Annotated in this window: 15 protein-coding genes, 1 tRNA gene and 1 other RNA gene; 14 read left to right on the top strand and 3 right to left on the bottom strand. The window is 31.2% G+C overall.

All coding sequences use genetic code 11. The features are described 5' to 3' along the window. Positions 1–438 (top strand): flagellar export chaperone FliS, encoded by a 438-nt coding sequence (locus KQI38_RS11750; RefSeq protein ID WP_216559629.1) that lies wholly within the window; start codon positions 1–3, stop codon positions 436–438. A gap of 47 nt (positions 439–485) precedes the next feature. Here KQI38_RS11750 and ffs read toward each other — a convergent pair. Together ffs and KQI38_RS11740 are read right to left on the bottom strand one after the other, a co-directional pair. Further along, an RNA gene (ffs, locus tag KQI38_RS11745) (signal recognition particle sRNA large type) lies at positions 486–752 on the bottom strand. Positions 753–765: 13 nt separating this feature from the next. After that, a tRNA-Ser gene (locus KQI38_RS11740) sits at positions 766–856 on the bottom strand. A 199-nt stretch (positions 857–1,055) separates the two neighbouring features. Here KQI38_RS11740 and dnaX point away from each other — a divergent pair. Genes dnaX through recR form a run of 3 tightly spaced genes read left to right on the top strand, consistent with a single transcriptional unit; the run spans position 1,056 to position 3,666 of the window. Then, positions 1,056–2,693 carry a DNA polymerase III subunit gamma/tau gene (gene dnaX, locus KQI38_RS11735; RefSeq protein WP_216559628.1) on the top strand — a complete coding sequence of 546 codons (1,638 nt, stop codon included), beginning with the start codon at positions 1,056–1,058 and terminating at the stop codon, positions 2,691–2,693. A gap of 16 nt (positions 2,694–2,709) precedes the next feature. Continuing rightward, positions 2,710–3,048, top strand: a complete 339-nt coding sequence (locus tag KQI38_RS11730) for a YbaB/EbfC family nucleoid-associated protein (RefSeq protein ID WP_094898842.1) — start codon at positions 2,710–2,712, stop codon at positions 3,046–3,048. An 18-nt stretch (positions 3,049–3,066) separates the two neighbouring features. Continuing rightward, positions 3,067–3,666, top strand: coding sequence for a recombination mediator RecR (gene recR / locus KQI38_RS11725; protein ID WP_094898843.1), 600 nt, complete (start codon positions 3,067–3,069; stop codon positions 3,664–3,666). A gap of 387 nt (positions 3,667–4,053) precedes the next feature. On the opposite strand, the gene KQI38_RS11720 is transcribed toward recR, so the two are convergent. Further along, on the bottom strand, positions 4,054–4,293 hold the full coding sequence (locus tag KQI38_RS11720; protein ID WP_216559627.1) for a hypothetical protein: 240 nt from the start codon (positions 4,291–4,293) through the stop codon (positions 4,054–4,056). Positions 4,294–4,404: 111 nt separating this feature from the next. Between KQI38_RS11720 and KQI38_RS11715 the strand changes: the two genes are divergently transcribed. From KQI38_RS11715 to KQI38_RS11670, 10 genes are all read left to right on the top strand, one after another. Continuing rightward, positions 4,405–4,968 carry a pyridoxamine 5'-phosphate oxidase family protein gene (locus KQI38_RS11715; RefSeq protein ID WP_216559625.1) on the top strand — a complete coding sequence of 188 codons (564 nt, stop codon included), beginning with the start codon at positions 4,405–4,407 and terminating at the stop codon, positions 4,966–4,968. Positions 4,969–5,035: 67 nt separating this feature from the next. Further along, complete coding sequence (locus tag KQI38_RS11710; RefSeq protein WP_216559623.1) at positions 5,036–5,386, top strand: hypothetical protein; 351 nt, start codon at positions 5,036–5,038, stop codon at positions 5,384–5,386. A 133-nt stretch (positions 5,387–5,519) separates the two neighbouring features. Beyond that, positions 5,520–5,942 carry a hypothetical protein gene (locus KQI38_RS11705; protein WP_216559621.1) on the top strand — a complete coding sequence of 141 codons (423 nt, stop codon included), beginning with the start codon at positions 5,520–5,522 and terminating at the stop codon, positions 5,940–5,942. Positions 5,943–6,256: 314 nt separating this feature from the next. Continuing rightward, complete coding sequence (locus tag KQI38_RS11700; RefSeq protein ID WP_216559620.1) at positions 6,257–7,273, top strand: C45 family autoproteolytic acyltransferase/hydrolase; 1,017 nt, start codon at positions 6,257–6,259, stop codon at positions 7,271–7,273. Between the two features lie 179 nt (positions 7,274–7,452). Then, positions 7,453–7,947, top strand: a complete 495-nt coding sequence (locus KQI38_RS11695) for an RNA polymerase sigma factor (RefSeq protein ID WP_216559618.1) — start codon at positions 7,453–7,455, stop codon at positions 7,945–7,947. Then, positions 7,944–8,381 carry a DUF3955 domain-containing protein gene (locus KQI38_RS11690; RefSeq protein WP_216559616.1) on the top strand — a complete coding sequence of 146 codons (438 nt, stop codon included), beginning with the start codon at positions 7,944–7,946 and terminating at the stop codon, positions 8,379–8,381. The genes KQI38_RS11695 and KQI38_RS11690 overlap by 4 nt, the downstream gene beginning before the upstream one ends. Positions 8,382–8,670: 289 nt before the next feature. Further along, on the top strand, positions 8,671–10,062 hold the full coding sequence (locus KQI38_RS11685) for an MATE family efflux transporter (RefSeq protein ID WP_216559614.1): 1,392 nt from the start codon (positions 8,671–8,673) through the stop codon (positions 10,060–10,062). Between the two features lie 262 nt (positions 10,063–10,324). Further along, complete coding sequence (locus KQI38_RS11680; RefSeq protein ID WP_216559612.1) at positions 10,325–11,407, top strand: NlpC/P60 family protein; 1,083 nt, start codon at positions 10,325–10,327, stop codon at positions 11,405–11,407. 190 nt (positions 11,408–11,597) lie between these two features. Then, the gene (gene ric / locus KQI38_RS11675; protein WP_216559610.1) at positions 11,598–12,317 is read left to right on the top strand and encodes an iron-sulfur cluster repair di-iron protein; all 720 of its coding nucleotides are present in this window, start codon (positions 11,598–11,600) and stop codon (positions 12,315–12,317) included. A gap of 229 nt (positions 12,318–12,546) precedes the next feature. Continuing rightward, positions 12,547–13,905, top strand: coding sequence for an HdeD family acid-resistance protein (locus KQI38_RS11670; protein ID WP_216559608.1), 1,359 nt, complete (start codon positions 12,547–12,549; stop codon positions 13,903–13,905). Positions 13,906–14,138: the final 233 nt, after the last annotated feature.

Here is a 14,138-nt window from a genome sequence, read left to right as displayed (position 1 = left end):
ATGGAATGCATTACTCTAGAAAAAAAGGTAATGTCAACAAATGATTGGGGATTAATAGCTTTATTACATGAAGGATTGATGGAAAGATTTGAAGAATCATCACAAGCTATAGAAGAAAAGAACAATGATAAATTAAGTATACTTATCAACAATTCTCGTGATATATTAACGGAATTGTTAGTAACATTTAGAGAAAAAGATGAGTTATCCACAAACCTTAGATCTCTTTATCTATATACGAACAAACTGATAACTGAGGCTCAGATAAAGAAAGACCCAACCTTTTTTAGAAAGGCTATAGATGTAATAAATCCAATATATATAGGCTTTAAAGGATTAGAATTGAAAGAAGAACCTAATATAGTATCAGGGCTTACTTATGGAAAGGGAATTCTTGAGGAACATAATATAAAGTCAGGAAAGATTTTTCAAGGATAGAAATAAAAAATCTGTGGTATATATACCACAGATTTTATTTTATGTAACCGTGCACCCAGCTTTGGCAATCCTGTTCCAAGCGTTACCCAAACAGTTAACTCAAATCAGGCTTCCCTACGGCACACGAAAAGATTCACTTACCGCTGCTTCCTTCCGGACCTGACGGAGTTCATGAGTTTCCGTTGCGCAGGACCCAATCGTCACTGCCACTTATTTGGGGCAGACCTCACAACAGAGATGCCTAAACTGGGAATTCAATCCTGCTATAGCGGATTGCAGGTTATAGGGCACCGCTACCTCCCCATCTAGCACGGCAAAAATTTCTAATGGCGGAGAGAGAGGGATTCGAACCCTCGAGACGCTTTCACGTCTACCCGCTTTCCAGGCGAGCGCCTTCGACCAACTCAACCATCTCTCCATGATTTTTGCTCTACAAAACAATATTATACACTACAGAAATATATTATACTTGAAATGCTTTAATAAGTCAACCTTTAGTTTAAAGGAAAATAATTAAGATAATGTGATCTTCAAAATGTAAAATTATTAATTTAGTGTAAATATACCTCTTTTCTGTTATAATATATAATATAATTAATATAAATGTAGGTGAAAATATGTATCAAGCCTTATATAGACAGTATAGACCAAAGACCTTTGATGAAGTCCTAGGTCAAAAACATATAACAATTACATTAAAAAATCAAATACAAAAGGAAAATATTGGTCATGCATATCTGTTTTCAGGTACTAGGGGGACAGGAAAAACTTCCACAGCTAAGATATTTTCTAGAGCAGTTAACTGCTTAAACTCAAGAGACGGTAATCCATGTAATGAATGTGAAATCTGTAAGGGAATACTAGATGAAAGTATAATGGATGTTATAGAGATGGATGCTGCTAGCAATAGAAGAATAGATGATATAAGGGAGTTAAGGGATAAAGTAATATATCCCCCAGCTAGGACAAAATATAAGGTATATATAATAGATGAGGTTCACATGCTCACTCCTGAGGCATTTAATGCACTATTGAAAACTCTGGAAGAGCCTCCTAAACATCTAATATTCATACTAGCTACCACTGAGCCTGAAAAGTTACCTCAAACAATCCTTTCCAGATGTCAGAGATTTGATTTTAAAAGAGTTACAACAAAAGATATAATAGAAAATATGAAAAATATCTGTAGCACCTTAAGTATTGATGTAGAAGATAAGGTACTAAATCTAATAGCAAGGAATTCCGATGGGGCAATGAGAGACGCTCTAAGTTTACTTGATCAATGTGTATCCTTTGGAAGTGGTGAAATTACTTACTCAGATGCAATTAGTATTTTAGGAATAGTAAATACAGATATGATACTGAATATTGTACAAAATATAATAGATAAAAATCTGGAAAATGTGCTACAATCAATAGATGAAGTCATTCAAAACGGTAAGGACATTCATCAGTTTATCAAGGATTTAATAAATCATTTTAGAAATTTAATGATAATTAAAACATCAAAGAATCCAGTTGATTTAATTGACATAGACGAGGAATCATTAAATAAATATTTAAACCAGAGCAAAAATATTAGTATAGGTTTTATACTGAGGGGTTTAGATATACTGGTGGAAGCAGACGAAAAGGCTAAATGGTCTACTCAACCTAGGGTTATCCTTGAAATGGCATCTATACAGTTGACAAAACTAGAAGAAGAACTTTCATTGGAAGAACGAGTAAAAAGACTTGAACAGGGTATAAAAACTGAAAAAGTTTTAAAAGAAGAGTCTGTGACATATGGAAATAAGTCTGCTGAGATTAGAAAAGAACAAACTGAAAAAGAAAAGCCAACAGTAGATAAACAGCAAGAAGTACAAAATAAAAAAGAAATATATATAGATGATGGTAAAGAGCTGCAATTCGAGACAATAGTTAATGATTGGCAGAATGTACTTCAAGCAATAAAAGCAATAAAGGTCAACGTATTTGCATTACTTATGGAAGGTGAACCTATTAGTTATTCAGGAAATGTACTTACAATAGGATACAAACCTGATTATGGAATCCATAGGGCAGCTATTAGCACACCTGCAAATGCAGATGTTGTAAATCAAGGTATTTCAGCATATTTTAAGAAAAATATAGATGTAAGATTTACAATGATAGGTGATAAACCTATAGATAAAAAAGAAGAGAAAGACAATAAAGAAAAAGCCATAAAAGAGGTTATAGACTTCTTTGGAGAAAATATAGTAGAAATAAAATAAGGAAGGAGAATTTAAGATGGCAAAACGTGGATTCCCAGGAATGGGCGGAAATATGGGTAATATGATGAAACAAATGCAAAAAATGCAAAAACAAATGGAGGAGATGCAAGCACAGCTTGAAGAGGCAGAAGTAGAGGCTAGTGCTGGTGGTGGAGCTGTTACTTGCAAGGCAAATGGAAAGAAAGAGATATTAGCAATAACAATAGATGAGGGAGTAGTAGATCCTGAAGATGTAGAAATGTTACAAGATTTAGTTTTAGCTGCTGTTAATGAAGCACTTAGAAAAGCAGAAGAAATGATGAGCAAGGAAATGAGCAAATTAACTGGAGGAATGAATATTCCAGGATTGTTCTAATAGAGAGGAAGTAATATAATGGAGCAGTATGCACTACCAATAGCAAATTTAATAGAGCAGCTATCAAAATTACCAGGTATCGGTAGAAAAACTGCTCAAAGACTTGCATTTTATATATTAGAAATGGAAGAAGTAGAAGCAGAAAAACTATCAAAATCCATAACTAATGCAAAAGAGAAAATAAGACTTTGTAGTATATGTTGTAATTTAACAGATGAAGATCCATGCCATATATGTAGAGATACTATGAGAGATAAATCCATAATATGTGTAGTAGAAGGTGCTAAAGACATCATTGCCATGGAAAAGTCTAAGGAGTATAAAGGTCAGTATCATGTACTTCATGGAGTTATATCGCCAATGGATAATGTAGGGCCAAATGATATAAGGGTAAAAGAACTTCTAGATAGATTATCCGATGGAGTGGTAGAAGAAATAGTTCTAGCCACTAATCCAACAGTAGAAGGTGAAGCTACAGCTTTATATATTTCTAGACTTATAAAACCACTAGGAATAAAGGTAACAAGAATAGCTCATGGAATCCCAGTAGGAGGAGATCTTGAATACTTCGATGAGGTAACTTTAGCAAAGGCTATGGATAATAGAAGAGAAATATAATAAAAACTAGAGAGATGTATAAAAATAATAAACTTCTTTCATTTTTTAAAATGCCTGAAGTGAAGTAAATAAAGTAGTGTTAGAAAATCATAGGGAAAAGGTATAAGGAATGCCTTGGAACTATGGTTTTTTTATTAGGTTTTAAATTAGAAAAGAACATGGATACAAGGCTAAAGTTCAGATAAATCAATGGATTGGAAGATTGATTAGAAAAGAAAATGGACATGAGAAATGGATAAAAGCCACTCATTCATCTTCATTCTAGAACATCATTTTATAAGTACTTTATTTTCGGTTTTTAAGGTAAAAATTAGAAAATGTAAGGACTTTAGAAGGGCAGGTTTAAGGAAAAAGGAAATTAGTAGGGAAATGGAATAGAATAACAAGTTAGAGTTTCCAGGGGTTTGAAGGGTGTTCGTGAAAGAGGTTTATTTTGATTGTGAGACGAGTTTGTTTGATGGATACAAGAGATTGTATTAATAAAACAAAGTTCTTCAAAAGCAGGAGAAAATATGGAATAAATCCCATGAACTCTCCTGCTTTTTTATATCCTTTTTCTTTTCCCCTTCTTTTTAACCCCTTGAAATCACTATAATTCCCTTTCCTTATCTCCTTATCACTTCCCATATTAATCCTGATTTCTCTTGAAGAACTTGGCTTGTTTAGATAGAATATGAAATAAGGAAATTAATGATTTTTAGATATAAAAATAATCTATTAATTAGGTAGGTGAAAATTATGAGAAGAAAAGACAGAGAAATGAGTGCAGAGTTTGGAAATCAAATCATAGATAAGTCAAGATATGGAGTTATTTCCATGGTAGATGAAGATAGTGAATCTTATGGAATCCCTCTTTCAATTGTTAGAGATGAAAATACCTTATATTTTCACTCAGCAATGGATGGAAGAAAAGTAAAGTTATTTGAGAAAAGCCCGAATGTTAGTGTAGTTTTTGTAGGAGAAGTAAAAGTACCAGAAAATTATACAAAAGAAGAATTAGATGAAATAGTAAAGGATGAATCTAAGACAGTATTACTTATTAGCAGTGTTTTTACAACAGAGTATGAGTCAGCAGTTGTAAAAGGTAAAGTAAAATTAGTAGAGGATATGGAAGAAAAAATTAAAGCTATGAAACTTATATGTGAGAAATACACTCCAACAAAGATGGATTACTTTAACATGGCTATTAAAACAGGGTTAAAAAGAACTAATGTATATAGAATAGAAATAGAAGAAATCAAAGCTAAAAGAAAAAAATATGATACACATGGTGAAGAGATGAAATGGGGTAGAATGGAGTAAGATTATAGATGATTAATGAGATGCAGAATTATTTAAATTATAATGTATCAAAAAAGTTGGTGATAATATGGCTTGTGTTGCTGAATTTGGTATTATAGATAAATTTGAGAAAGATAAAGATTATTCTTTGGAGTATGAGTCTAAAAAGTATAGTTGTATTGCCATTGATGACGATATTTTAGATGATTGGTGGGATGAATTGTCTCTTATAAAAACTTATTTTCATAGTTATAGTAGACCTAATTTTGCATTGGCAAGATGGGGAGTTACCATCATTCCGCCAGAATCATTGGAAGCTTTTTATAAAGTAATATCAACTGATAAGCGTTCTAAAACATCAAAGGAATTAATTGACTTAACTACATTATTACAAAAGGCAATTTATGAAAATAAATATGTAATTCATTATGGAATATGAATATTTAACTAATCGGCAATACTTTTATAAGGCATATCAGTAGAATTATGTGGTGCGACTGATATTAATCTTTAAAAATGTAGTAATTACTATTATTATTCATTGAAATAGAAAGATTAGTGGAGTGATATTTATGAAAAGAAATCATTTGAAGATTATAATAACCATTGTACTTATAGGCATATGTTTGATTCTTTATATAGCAAGATATAATATGACAAAAAATAGGACTATTGATATGACAGGGAGTAATGATGCATGGAGAGCATCTCTAAATATGGCTATAGGTTATAATAGTGAATTAGTAATTAAATTAGTAACAGAGGAATTTGAGCCACCTTCTGAAGTATTTGTAGATATTTTGGTAAAGGATGAAAGTGTATATAATAAGAAATTAGAAATAGAACATGATAATTTCCCACATTCTGGTATATATAAATGTTACTTCGATTCTATTAAATATTTAGAAAAAAACTATAATGATGTTTCTGTGTTTGTGAATTTCAATAATGAAACTATAACAATCCCATTAACTTCAATAAAGATAATAGAATAGTTTTATTTTATTATAAATATTTTTAAGACACATCATTCATAATAAATTTACATTAGTTAAATTATATATCTGAGGTATTTGGTACTGTGTCCCCCTAAAATAAAGTTCTTCAAAAGTAGGAGAGAACATGGAAAAAATTTCATGAACTCTCCTGATTTTTTATTATAAAATAAGTTTAGAAATGAATATTTATAAGGAAATTATAAAAGGGAATATACAATATTAATATAGTTCTTGACATAAAAATTTTATTAAACTAAGCTTGTAGTATGAGTTAACGTTAGCTCTCAAACTGAAAATAGGAGAGTGAAATTATGTATCATTCAAGATGGAAAGGCAGTCATTACGAAGCCGGACTACGTTATGGGGATATATTGCGTAAAAAAGGGGTTAATCCTATAGATAACATACCTATGAATGATGAGAGAAAAGAATTTGCAGCAAAATGTCTACCGATTTATGAGAAATTTTATCCTGAAATAGTTGAAGAAATAAAGGGAATGGCAGATGGATTACAAATTGATTATATGCATATAGCAGACTTTCTTTTCACTATGTATTGCTTTATATTTGATAATAAATGCTCTTGTTTTGCCTTTTCTTACAAGGGAAAAATCATCTTTGGTAAAAATAGTGATTTTATTGTGAGTATGGAAAAGTTGTGTGACAGCGCTTATTATAAACTTAATAATGCTTATTCATTTGTCGGCAATACCACTGCATGGACAGAAATAGAAGACGGTGTCAATGAACATGGATTAGCAGCTGGATTGACTTTTATTTATCCCATAAAAATAAAACCTGGATTTAATGCAGGAATGCTTGTCAGATATATTTTAGAGAAATGTAAAACAACAGATGAAGCTATTTTAGAATTAAAAAAAATTCCTATTGCTTCACCGCAGACAATTACACTGGCAGACAAGTCTGGTAATATTGCAGTTGTGGAATGTAATTGCGATAAGGTTGTTATCCTAGCCCCTAAGGAAGGAAAAAGTTATGTCTTTACAACCAATCATTTTGTATCTTGTGAAATGCAAGAATACCAATTTGACGGTGTTGATGATATACATTCTCATGAGCGATATGAAACATTAGTAAATGCATTTACTAATATCCAAGATTATTCACTAGATTTTGCAAAAGCTCTTTTATCTGGAGAGATGGGATTTATGTGTCAATATGACCGTAAGAAAGGACTTGATACTGTTTGGTCATCAATCTATGATTTAACAGATGATATAATTTTGAGGGTTGAAGGAAATCCTTCAAGAAGATCATTTAAGCAGGATAAAAGACTTAGCTTCATAAAGCAATCATTGTCCGAATAAGGCAACAAGTCAATAGCAATAATTCCAATGGCTTTAAAGAAGGAAATAACTTTATAAGATATATTATTCTAATTCAAGATAAAATTTATATATTCTTTATTGAGCCACTTGATTTTGTAGGTGGCTTAATAAATTTTTGTGGAATGTTGTAACGAAATACGAAAATGATAGTCTTATATATGAAGGATGGTGAGAATGTGACAGAATTTGAAGAAATATACTCCGAATATTTCAAGGATGTATACAGATATGTATTATGTCTTTCTAAAAATGAGAGTATTGCAGAGGATATAACACAAGAAACATTTTTTAAAGCATTAAAAAATATTGATAGCTTCAAAGGAAATTGTAAGATGAGTGTTTGGCTCTGCCAAATTGCTAAAAACTCATATTTTTCATATTTAAAGAAAAAACAAAACAATTTTGAAAGCATTGAAGATATAGCCGATGTTTTTGATTCTGGTTTTGAACAAATATTAGTTGACGATGAAAGTGTATTTGAAATTCATAAGATACTCCATAATTTAGAAGAACCGTATAAAGAAGTATTTACATTGCGTTTTTTTGGAGATTTATCATTTTCAAAAATAGCTGAATTGTTTGGGAAAACAGAAAGCTGGGCAAGAGTCACTTATCATCGTGCAAGAATAAAATTAAAGGAGAAGTTAATATGAGATTATCATGTGAAGTTATTAGAGATTTGTTACCATTGTATTATGATAAAGTTTGTAGTAAAGAAAGTTCTTTGCTGATAGAAGAACATTTAGTCGAATGTACGCAATGCGTAGAAGAATTGGAAAAACTTAAAATGAGTTTAGAAAAGCCAACTATTTCAGATGAGAAGATAAAAGTAGTGGAAAATATTTCAGCAAAATGGAAAAGGGATAAAAGGGCTTCATTTCTAAAAGGTTCCATGTTGGTTTCAGCTTTAGCAGCTATAATTTGCTTCATTACTTATAATGTTATAGGTGCAAAGATTTTGCCAGATGGGACATTGGTTGAGCCATTCGCATTAATACCAATAGGATATTTGTTTGTTTTTGTGTTCATCATTTCACTAATATGCAATTTTGTATTTTTAAAGAAGCATAAAATTAACACTAAATAAAATAAGTATGATGCGAATTTAAATTAATTTACAATATTTATAAAATGCATATTAATTAAATTGTGTATCTAAGATATTATTTATTTTGTTCCAATAAAATAAAGTTCTTCAAAAGCAGGAGAAAAAAATGGAAAATATTCATGAAATCTCCTGTTTTTAATATTTCTCTTTATGTGTAATAAAAATTTTAACAATGAGATTTGACTTGTTGAATTTTTTCTAATATAATTATGTCAAATTATATAAATTAAGGAAATCTGTCTTCTGATACTTAGATGGATTTTTTATTTTGAAGGGACTTGAAACATTGAAGAAAGATATGAAAGAAAACTATATTTTTTCCAAAAAAACGCTTATTTATCTCATTATGCCCCTTATAGTTGAGCAGTTGCTGGCAGTTGCTGTCGGTATGGCAGATACCATAATGGTTGCCAGTGTTGGGGAAAGCGGAGTATCAGCTGTATCTTTAGTGGATTCAGTAAATATTCTGCTTATAAATATATTTGCAGCACTAGCAACGGGTGGAGCCGTGGTTGCGGGGCAATATATAGGAAGAAATCAGAATGAAAAAGCTTCAAAGGCAGGAGAACAGCTCATAGTATTTGTAACACTTATTTCACTAGTTATAATGGCAGTGATGTATGCTGGTAGAAGCTTTATATTAAACGTGGTATTTGGATCGATTGAGCCAATCGTTGCAGAATATGCAAATACCTATATGATGATTGTATTTGCAAGTATTCCATTCATAGCAGTATATAACAGTGGGGCGGCCTTATTCAGGGCCATGGGAAATTCTAGAATAACCATGAAGACCTCCCTAATAATGAACACCATAAATGTAGTGGGAAATGCAATATTAATATACGGATTTCGTATGGGAGTTGAGGGGGTTGCTATTCCCACATTTCTATCTAGGGCTGCAGCTGCTGTAATTATAGTCTTATTGCTTAGGGATGAAAGTCTTGTTATCCATATAAGTAAGCCCTTCGAATATAAATTTGATAGTAAAATGGTTAAGAATATCCTTCAGATAGGAATACCAAATGGAATAGAAAACAGTATGTTTCAGCTGGGTAAGATATTATTACTAAGTGTAGTATCAGGTTTTGGAACTGCTGCTATTACAGCAAATGCAGTTGCAAATACGGTTACCGCCTTTCAATTTCTTCCAGGTGCTGCAATAGGACTGGGTTTAGTTACCGTAGTCAGTCAGTGTGTTGGGGCAGGAGATTATGATCAGGCTAGATATTATACAAAGGTACTTCATAAATATGCTTATATGGCTTTAGCTATGATAAACGGAATTATAATATTGTCATCTCCATTTATACTTAAGTTGTATAATCTGTCACCAGAAACTACTGCGCTGGCACGAAAGATAATAATATTCTATGGAATAAATGCTTGCTTAGTGTGGCCATTGGGCTTTACTCTTCCAAATACACTAAGGGCTGCAAATGATGTGCGATATGCCATGATAATAAGTATAGGTTCCATGTGGATTACAAGGATTGGACTGGGTATATTATTTGCTAGATATTTGGGTTTTGGAATGTTTGGTGTCTGGATAGCCATGATTTGTGATTGGTATGTAAGAGCCACATTTTTTATCCACCGATATAGAGGACATAAATGGCAAGAAAAGACTGCTATGAGTATGCAAAAAAATATGGAATAAAGTAATTAGGTTGAATATAAGAGAGCAATTATGGAGGATATCTGTAATTGTTCTTTTGTTTATAGATTTATCTTTAAGCTTAGATTTTTTAGCACTCATTATAAGTAGGATAGTTTTTATTTTGTTTGACAATCACCAAGTATTGGATGGGTTGGTTTAATAAGGAAGGAACAAATCATAGGTTTTTGTGGTAATATGTAAACATTACAAAATGGTTACAGTTTAATTTCTATCACTATACTTTCTAGAAAGGTGGGAACCAATGATAAAAATATTTAATAAGATTAGCCTAGTTTTAATGTTTATAATTGTTGTTATTACTGTAAAGCCCCAAAATACATATGCTAGTTTAGCTTTATCACAAAATGGAATGGATAATCCAAGTGGTTGGGCGAAAGAGGAAATTGATAAAGCCAAGGAGATTGACCTTATCCCTGAGAGGATTCAAGGAGACTATAGAAATAATATTACACGTGAAGAATTTAGTGAACTTGCCGTATCATTATATGAGGTTTTAGGTGGAAAAGAAATTATGCTGGGAGAAGAAAAACCATTTACTGATACACAAAACCCTAAGATCATAATGGCAAATAAGTTAGGAATAGTAGCGGGGAAAGAAAATGGAATATTTGCTCCTGATGAAAACATTACTCGAGAACAAGTGAGTGTAATTATATATCGTACCTTACAGGTAGCGAAACCAAGATATAATTATTCAGATTTATATGAGTATAAATTTGAAGATTACAATCTTATTTCTCTATGGGCAAAGGAAGCTGTAGGTTATTTATATGGTGTAGAAGTTATAAGTGGAGTTGGCGACGATGAATTTAATCCTAATGAATATACTTCTCGGGAAGAAGCAATAGTTCTTGTAAAAAGAATGTATGATAAGGTTTTAGCATCTGAGAGAGCCTCAAGAAATAGTTTAACCGTATCCCGAAGTGCCACCGCAAATAGGCAAGAAGATTCTTTAAAGGTAAAATTGAAAAGTCTTATACCCAAGGAGTTAGGGAAGCCCTATAAATGGGGTGGAATAGGTCCTAATAGTTATGATTGCTCTGGTTTGGTCTATTCTTTATTTGCAAAGCTGGGAATAGAATTACCAAGAACATCACAGTCTCAGGCTAGTGCAGGAACCTATGTATCAAAAAAGGATTTACAATATGGAGATATAGTATTTTTTGCAAGGAATGGTAAGACTATAAATCATGTAGGGGTATATGTAGGGAACGGTGAATTTGTACATGCTCCTCAGTCGGGAGATGTAGTAAAGATAACAACACTTATGTCGGGATACTATGCAAATAGCTATTATACGGCAAGGAGGGTTCTCCCTCAATAAATTCTATATAAGCTAATATATATAATAAAAATTGTTGTTAAAAAATAAGAAAAGTCTAAAATTTTGACCTAGGTCAAGGTAATCTCATTTAATCTCTTCTATAATTAAATTATAAAATAAGAGATATAATACTATTATAAGAATAAATTTAATAGTGATGTCTTAGCTTAAATAAATTGGAGGGATGGAAATGAGTAAGTTCAATAGTTCCGAAAGAATTGGTGAGATAGTAGCGAAGTTTCCAAAAGCTGCAGATATATTTATTGAAAATAAAATAGATTTTTGCTGTGGTGGAGATAGATCATTGATTGTAGCTATAGAAGAAAAAGGGCTTAATGAAACAAAGATACTTGATGATTTAAATAAATTGTATGAAGAGTTTGCAAATAATTTAGATTCCAAAGATATAAACTGGCAAGAAGCACCTATTATTGAATTGGTTGAGTATATAATTAATAAACACCATGCATATCTCTGGGATGAGCTTCCGAGGATTAGCAAACTGACTACTACAATATTAAAAGTTCATGGACAAAGTCATCCAGAGCTATCAAAGGTCCATAAATTATTTAATACACTTAAGATGGAATTGGAAGAACATTTAAATAAGGAAGAAACGATGCAATATCCAGCAGTTAGAGAATATGCAAGAACTAAGTCTTATGCTGATTTAGAAAGAGCTATAAATATAATCAACGAATTAGAAAAAGAACATACTGGGGCAGGTGATATTCTTAAGGAATTAAGGATAGTAACTGATGATTATAAAATTCCTGATGATGTATGTCCTACTTTTGAATTAACATATGAAAAACTTCAAGAAATGGAATCAGACTTATTTAAGCATATCCATTTAGAAAATAATATATTATTTCCAAGATTAAGACAATTGTTTGGAAACAAAGCTTAATTTTAGATAATTAGAAATTAAGTAAAAATAAAAAATATTAGTGAGTTCACTAATATTTTTTATTTTTACTTAATTATTATAATGGAATATTTCTAGAGTTTTCTTTTGTTTTATAGAAGAACTGTCTATTATGATCTATTTTATAATATAATGTAGAAAAGGGTATCTATTATATAAATTAGAAATAATTAGAAATGTATTAAAAGATATATTAGGCAGGTGAAGATATATGGACATTAAGTATTTAAAGATAAAGGATATCGATGTTTTTTCAATGGTTTTTTCAGGACTTCTATACTTAGGTCTTGGGATAATATTTTTAACACAAAAGAATATCCTTATGTTTGCAGTAAGAAGTTTATTAAACCTATTAGTGATACTCTTTGCTATTATAGCGATGTTTCAGCTTATGGGTTTCACACCCCTTAGAAAAAAACGACTTACTGCTATATCAAGGTTATTTGGGTTTGTAGTTAATTTAGTAATGGCGTTAATTATTTACTTTATCCCTGAAGAAGTAGTCTCAGTCCTTCCTATAGCCTTTGGAATTTATGCTTTTTTTAGTGGAGTTGTTAGATTTTTGATTTATTTACAATATAGAAAAAATAAAGTATCTAGAAGATTTTTTATTTTAGTAGGTGCAATTGTTTTGACCTTCTTTGGAATAATGATGGTTACTAAACCTTTAGCATATCTTGTACCTCTTTCAAATCTAATAGGAACATTTTTTCTATTCTATGGATTTACCTTTCTTATGGATGGACTATTGGAAGGACTTCCTTTAGAAACAAAGAACTCCTTTAAAAGAAGGTTTAGAATAAGCCTTCCTGTTTTTATGGTTGCTCTTATTCCTCATAAGATTTTAATGGAGATAAATAAGGCTTTTGAAACAGAAGAGTTGAGTCAAAAAGATTTAGTTTATTTCAAAGAAAATACTCCTTGTGATTTAGAGGTTTTCATACATGTAGCAGAAAAAGGAACCTATGCCTTTGGCCATGTTGATATTTGGTTTGAAGGGAAGATCATGACCTATGGATGTTATGATGAATCTACATTTAAGTTAGGCGGACTTATATCTGATGGGGTTTTAGTGGAAATTGAAGATAAAGAAAAATATATAGCCTTTTCTCAGTCTCATTTAGGAAAGACTCTTTTTGGTTTTGGACTTAAGCTGACAAAGGAGCAAAAAATAAGAGTTAGAGAGAAAATAGAGGAGATCCATGAGAACTTATATGAATGGAAGCCTAAAAGCAGAATAGATGAAGAAATGGGTATAAGACCTGAGAAACCATATAAAGATTATTCCAGTATACTATATGAAAACCTTAAAGGAAAGTTTTATAAATTCATAAAAGGTCCTTTTAAAACCTATTTCGCTATGAATACAAATTGTGTTCTTCTGGCAGATACTATAGTTGGTCAAGCAGGAATAGATTTAGTGAAAATCCAAGGATTAATTTCTCCAGGAGCATATTTTGAGTACTTTAATAGAGAATTTTTAAGGAAAAATAGTTTTGTAGTATCAAGAACAATTTATTATGATTTAGAAGGGCAGAGGAGAAGGAAGCTATCAGGAAGAAAATGGTAGGGGCCAAGATTAAATTAATAGAAAAGATTCTTCATCACGGATGATGAAGAAATGGGCATGTAAAAGGGATGTAAAACATCCCTTATTTTTTTTGAAACTCTAAAGAACTAAGAATATTCAATAACTTCTAAATGGCATGAAAATTGCAACAATAATTGATGTAATTAAATAAAGATACATTCAGTTATAGGGAAGCTTTTCTATCAATTGCTTTGGAGAGTAGGATTTGCTTT

It is taken from the genome of Tissierella carlieri (genome assembly GCF_018917285.1).
Lineage (GTDB): Bacteria > Bacillota > Clostridia > Tissierellales > Tissierellaceae > Tissierella > Tissierella carlieri.
This window is presented reverse-complemented; position numbering and strand designations above follow the sequence as displayed.